The sequence below is a fragment of the Bacillota bacterium genome, assembly GCA_012837285.1.
Taxonomy (GTDB): Bacteria; Bacillota; DTU030; order DUMP01; family DUMP01; genus DUNI01.
Window position 1 is genome coordinate 1 of record DURJ01000166.1, and the last position, 4,368, is coordinate 4,368.

A 4,368-nucleotide genomic window follows, 5' to 3' on the forward strand; every position below is an offset into this window, starting at 1 on the left:
ACTGGAAAGGCGCACAAGGAAAGATAAGCAGGAAAGAGAGGGAGCCTAAGTGATTCAGATCGTAGCCGCGTTGGTGGCCGGTATTGCTGTGGGTTATCTTGGGCTGCTACCGGGTTTTGTAGTGGCGCGGGTGGACATGTTGATCTCAGGGACATTGGGGGTGCTGCTGTTTGCGGTGGGTGTAGGGCTGGGGATGGATCGGGAAGCAGTCCGGTCCCTGGTAACTATGAAAGGGAGAGTACTGCTTCTGCCTCTAGGGGTGGCGGTGGGGAGTTTGGCCGCTGCCATTGTCGTGGGCTTAGCTTTGGGCCAGAGCTGGAACGAAGGGGCTGCTGTGGGAGCCGGCTTTGGCTGGTACAGCTTGTCGGGAATTCTCATTGCCAATCTTCATTCCACTCGGCTGGGAACGTTGGCGTTCTTGGCTAATGTGATGCGGGAAGTGCTGGCTATCTTAATCTTACCCTGGGTACACCGTTACTTAGGCGATCTGGCTGCTGTGGCCCCGGCCGGAGCTACAGCCATGGATGTGAGCCTGCCTGTTATTGTAGAGGTGGCCGGGGAGGAAGTGGGGTTGGTGGCCTTTGCCAGCGGCTTGGTGCTCACGCTCATGGTACCGATATTAGTACCGTTACTGCTGCGCTAAATAGATATTCAAAATCAAGGAGGCTGTAAGGATGAATTTAGTAACTTTGGCGGAAGTGTTGGCTCAGGCGGAACAGGGGAACTACGCAGTGGGAGCATTTAATGCCAATAACTTGGAGATTGTGCAGGCTATTATTGGGGCCGCAACCAGCCAGAGGAGTCCGGTGATTGTGCAGGCCAGTCAAGGGGCGTTAAAATATGCCGGTCTGGAGCAGATCACGGCCATGGTAAAGACTGCGGCCCGGGGCAGCCATGTTCCCGTCTGTCTCCATTTGGATCACGGCACGGATTTTGACCAGGTGATGCGCTGTATTCACGCCGGCTTTAGTTCGGTTATGATCGATGCTTCCGCCTATCCGCTGGCGGATAATATTGACCGGGTGAAGCAAGTGGTGGCCGTGGCCAGGGCGGTGGGGGTCTCAGTGGAGGCGGAGCTGGGGCGCATTGGCGGTACCGAAGAGCAGGTAAGTGTAAGCGAGCGCGAGGCGTTTTTCACTGATCCACAAGAGGCGGCGCTATTTGTGAAGGAAACGGGGGTGGATGCGCTAGCGGTTGCTATCGGCACTGCCCACGGACCTTATAAGGGAGAGCCCAAGCTGGATCTTCAGCGCTTGGAAGCGATTAGAGCCCTGACGCAGGTCCCCATTGTGCTTCACGGGGCGTCCGGGGTACCGGCTGATTCCATTCGGGCGGCAATAGAGCGGGGTGTGCGCAAGATCAATATCGACACCGATCTTAGGCAGACTTTTACCGCCCGCATGCGGCAGGTATTGGCCGAAAAACCGCAGGAGTACGATCCGAGAAAAGTCCTCGGTCCGGCCCGGGAAGCGCTGCAGCAAGCGGTGGCCGAGAAGATGAAGCTGTTTGGCTCCGCCGGAAAACTGCTGGACAAGAGCAGCGTCTGGTCTTAGACTAGGGGGTGAAGGGGGGATAGTGTGAAGATATTTTTGGATTCAGCCGATCTGAAGGAAGTGCGAAGAGCTGCCGGCTGGGGGGTCTTGTCCGGGGTAACCACCAATCCTACTCTGGTAGCGAAAGCGGGTGCACGCGATTTTAAGTCGGTGCTGGCCGAGATCTGCCAGTTGGTACCCGGTGCTGCCATCAGCGCCGAAGTGGTCAGCAGCGATACAGACAGTATGCTGAACGAGGCCCGGGAATTGGCAGTTGTTGATCCGCAAGTGGTAGTTAAGATCCCGGTAACCCCTGACGGCTTGGCAGCGGTAAAACAACTGGGCCAGGAAGGCATTCGTACCAATGTTACATTGGTGTTTTCCACCGCCCAGGCTATTTTGGCGGCGGCTGCCGGTGCTGATTTTGTCAGTCCGTTTGTGGGTCGATTGGACGATAGGGGCGAGGACGGACTCGGCTTGGTGGGCGAGATTATGACGGTGTTTAATACTTATCGGTACACCACCGAAGTGATCGCAGCCAGTATCCGAACCCCCCGGCAGGTGGTGGGGGCGGCTCTGGCCGGCGCTCATATCGCTACAGTCCCGTTTAAGGTGCTGCAACGGTTGTTTGAGCACCCCCTTACAGCCCAGGGGATAGAACGTTTTCGGGCTGATTGGGAACTGTTGCAAGGGAGATAAGCAGCTCAGGAGAGGAGAAAGACTGTGGCACTAGATCGCGAATTGGCACTGGAATTAGTACGGGTTACCGAGGCGGCTGCCATCGCCTGCGGACGTTGGATGGGACGGGGAGAAAAAGAAGCCGCGGACGGAGCGGCAGTGGCGGCCATGCGGACTGTGTTCGATTTGATCAATATTGACGGTACAGTGGTTATCGGCGAGGGTGAGCTGGATGAGGCGCCCATGCTTTACATCGGCGAACGGTTGGGCAACGGGCACCCGCCCAAGGTGGATGTAGCTGTGGATCCACTGGAAGGGACCAACATCTTGGCTAAAGGGCTGCCTAACGCAATTGCAGTGGTGGGGGTGGCCGAGGAAGGTTGTTTTCTGCACGCACCGGACGTCTATATGGAGAAAATTGCCGTGGGTAAGTGGGCCAAAGGTAAGATCGACCTTGATGCTCCGGTGATCGACAATCTTGCCGCCGTGGCCAAGGGAACGGGTAAAGACATTCGGGACCTGATTGTGGTGGTGCTGGACCGACCTCGCAATGCCGACCTAATCGCTCAGATTAAAGCTGCCGGGGCTCGGCTGCGGCTTATTTCCGACGGCGATGTGGCGCCGGCCATTGCCACCGGTATCAACGAGGAAGGTCCGGATATGGTATGGGGTATCGGGGGTGCGCCGGAAGGTGTGTTGTCGGCAGCAGCGCTGAAATGCTTAGGCGGGGAAATGCAGGCGCGGCTAAAACCCATGAGTCCGGCCGAATTGGAACGCTGCCAGCGGATGGGGATCACCCAGATAGATAAACTACTCTCCATGGAGGATCTGGTCTGCGGCGAAGAAGTGATGTGCGCCGTCACCGGCATTACCGACGGAGATTTGCTGGAAGGTGTACGCTACAAAGGCAACGAAGTACGCACAAACTCGTTGGTGATGCGAGCCACCACCGGCACCGTTCGGTTTATCAAGGCCATCCATGACATGGCCCGTAAACCTTACCAGCTCCCGGAAGACAATTGATCGGCCCCTGAATAGACACCGGCCCCTTGTAAACGTTTTGAAATATTTTGTTGACAGTGCTTAAACGCCAGTGTTATAATGGCCATGGATGGTAGTCTCAACCAGTGTTAAGAACAAATCCTCCTCGGTGTGTGTCCTGTTCATGGGGCTCGGCGGCGTGCTGGCCCCTTTTTTTTATCCGGTTTTGCGACTTGTAAAATATTGCCAGAATAGCCTTCTCATCTCAGTATCAAACTAGAGACAATCTCTAATTTTGGTATAAGGTGTAAAACAGGTCTCAACCGACTCCGTCGGTTGAGAACCTACATGCTGAGGTGAGGATGTTGGAATATAGGGAAAAATTTTCCTCCTGGGCCGTGCTGGTAGCTGCATTGGTAGCGGCTCTTGTTTTTGCACCGGCGCTGTCGGCGGCGGCCAACGCTACTTTATATATTGTTCAAAAAGGGGACACATTGTCGGCTATCGCTAAAAGACACGGCAGCACCGTGGCAGCCGTGGCCGGAGCCAATAACTTGGCCAATCCCAACTTGATTTTTCCCGGCCAGCGCTTGGAAATACCGAGCGAGGATGGTACCGTCTACACGATCCGACCGGGTGATACCCTGTGGGATATCTCGCAGCGGCAAGGCATTACGTTGACGGCCCTGAAAGAGGCCAATCCCGGGATCGATCCTAACCGCTTGGTTGTGGGCAGTACCATCAGTCTGCCCCGATCAGACCGTCTCTTGGCTTCACGCCAGGCCACAGGCCTGGCCCTGACTTGGCCGGTAACAGGCCGGATTTCATCGTCGTTCGGCTGGCGCCACGGAAGGATGCACCAAGGGCTCGATATTGCAGCTGCGACTGGCTACACTATTGTGGCGGCAGCGTCGGGGCAGGTGACGAACGCCGGTTGGTATGGCGGTTATGGCCAGCGGCTTATCATCGACCATGGCCGCAGTATTCGAACCCTTTATGCCCATTGCTCCGCTCTGCTGGTAAAACCGGGCGAACAAGTTCAGGCCGGCCAGGCCATTGCTCGGGTGGGGACCACCGGCAATTCCACTGGGCCCCACTTACACTTCGAGGTGCATATAGGCGGGCGACCGTATGATCCGCTGCAATTTTTGAAGTAACCACTTCTCATGACCGGCGG

Annotated in this window: 5 protein-coding genes; all 5 read left to right on the forward strand. The window is 56.3% G+C overall.

Annotation, left to right across the window (positions count from 1 at the left end; all coding sequences use genetic code 11):
- Window positions 1-49 precede the first annotated feature (49 nt).
- The 5 genes from GX016_09795 to GX016_09815 all read left to right on the forward strand — a co-directional run bounded on the left by GX016_09795 (window position 50) and on the right by GX016_09815 (window position 4,348).
- Window positions 50-643 carry a lysine exporter LysO family protein gene (locus GX016_09795; GenBank protein HHT71835.1) on the forward strand — a complete coding sequence of 198 codons (594 nt, stop codon included), beginning with the start codon at window positions 50-52 and terminating at the stop codon, window positions 641-643.
- Window positions 644-674: 31 nt separating this feature from the next.
- Window positions 675-1,553 (forward strand): class II fructose-1,6-bisphosphate aldolase, encoded by an 879-nt coding sequence (locus GX016_09800; protein HHT71836.1) that lies wholly within the window; start codon window positions 675-677, stop codon window positions 1,551-1,553.
- Window positions 1,554-1,577: 24 nt separating this feature from the next.
- Entirely contained in the window at window positions 1,578-2,231 is a 654-nt protein-coding gene (gene fsa / locus GX016_09805) for a fructose-6-phosphate aldolase (protein HHT71837.1), read from the forward strand.
- Between the two features lie 24 nt (window positions 2,232-2,255).
- Entirely contained in the window at window positions 2,256-3,233 is a 978-nt protein-coding gene (glpX, locus tag GX016_09810) for a class II fructose-bisphosphatase (GenBank protein ID HHT71838.1), read from the forward strand.
- A gap of 320 nt (window positions 3,234-3,553) precedes the next feature.
- On the forward strand, window positions 3,554-4,348 hold the full coding sequence (locus GX016_09815; GenBank protein ID HHT71839.1) for a M23 family metallopeptidase: 795 nt from the start codon (window positions 3,554-3,556) through the stop codon (window positions 4,346-4,348).
- Window positions 4,349-4,368: the final 20 nt, after the last annotated feature.